The sequence below is a fragment of the Pseudomonas sp. P5_B2 genome (genome assembly GCF_056400445.1).
In genome coordinates this window covers 1-1,045 of record NZ_JBFULH010001071.1, presented here as the reverse complement: position 1 = coordinate 1,045, position 1,045 = coordinate 1, and the positions used below count along the sequence as shown (strand labels likewise).

At 59.3% G+C, this 1,045-nt stretch carries 2 protein-coding genes; one reads left to right on the top strand and one right to left on the bottom strand.

Annotated elements, in window-relative coordinates; translation table 11 throughout:
* A partial coding sequence (locus AC1DRJ_RS29235; protein WP_477805192.1) for a bifunctional transcriptional activator/DNA repair enzyme AdaA occupies positions 1 to 528 on the bottom strand: 528 nt, incomplete at its 3' end.
* Positions 529 to 647: 119 nt separating this feature from the next.
* On the opposite strand from AC1DRJ_RS29235, the gene AC1DRJ_RS29230 reads away from it, so the two are divergent.
* Positions 648 to 1,045: VOC family protein (locus AC1DRJ_RS29230; protein WP_477805191.1), on the top strand; the 398-nt coding region annotated here is incomplete at its 3' end.

The following is a 1,045-nucleotide window of genomic DNA, read 5'->3' as shown; positions in this document are numbered from 1 at the left end:
GATGTGGAACGATTTTTGAAACGCATCACGGAAACCGCTGAGGGATTCATAACCCGAGTCGAACGCCGCGCTGTCGATGGAGTCGCCCTGTTTGATCCCGCCCAGTGCCATGCCGAGGCGCCGGGTGCGCAGCCAGGCGTGAAAGGTCATGCCCAAATGCTGCTTGAACCAGCGCCGCAGTTTCAACGGCTCGATGCCTTTGGCCAATAATTGTGCGTCGGTCCAGCGCTGCTCGGGATCGCCGTTCACCGACTTCAACAGCGTCTGTACCCAGTCGGGTGCGATGGCCGCAGCGTCCAGCGGCTTGCAGCGCAGACACGCGCGATAACCCGCCGCCAGGCATTCATCCGCGTGCGCAAAGAACTCGACGTTCTCTGGTTTCGGCGAACGCGCCGTACAGCCGGGGCGGCAGAAAATCCCGGTGGTTTTCACGGCCGTGAAGAACACTCCCTCATAGGCAGTGTCTCGTTCGAGCATGGCGCGAACCATTTCGGCGTGGGGCGGYAGTAAAGCGGTCTGTATGTTCATGGGCTGAGCATAAAACCCTGCGGGCGGTGTCTCCACCGGAAAATCGACAATGAATTTTTGTGGCTCTGGACTACAGTGGTCGGGCTACTGATCAGGCAACCATTCAGGATGAATTTTTCATGCAACCGTTCACGATTCAACACATCGATCACATCGTGCTGCGCGTCAAGGACCTGGAGCGAAGCATCATGTTTTACGCGCAGGTGTTCGGCGCTGAACTGGTCAAGCGCCAAGACAATCTGGGGCTGGTGCATCTGCGCGCCGGGACTTCCATGATCGATCTGGTCAGCCTGGACGGTGAGCTCGGGCACAAGGGCGGCGCTGCCGCCGGCCAAGAGGGGCGTAACCTCGACCATGTCTGCCTGCGCATCRAGCCCTTCGACGAAGCGGCGCTCATCAGTCACTTGCAGTTGTTCGGCCTGACGCCCGAGAAAGCGGCCAGGCGCTTCGGCGCCGAAGGTTATGGCTTGTCACTTTATTGCTTCGACCCGGATGGCAATCAGGTCGAACTCAAAGG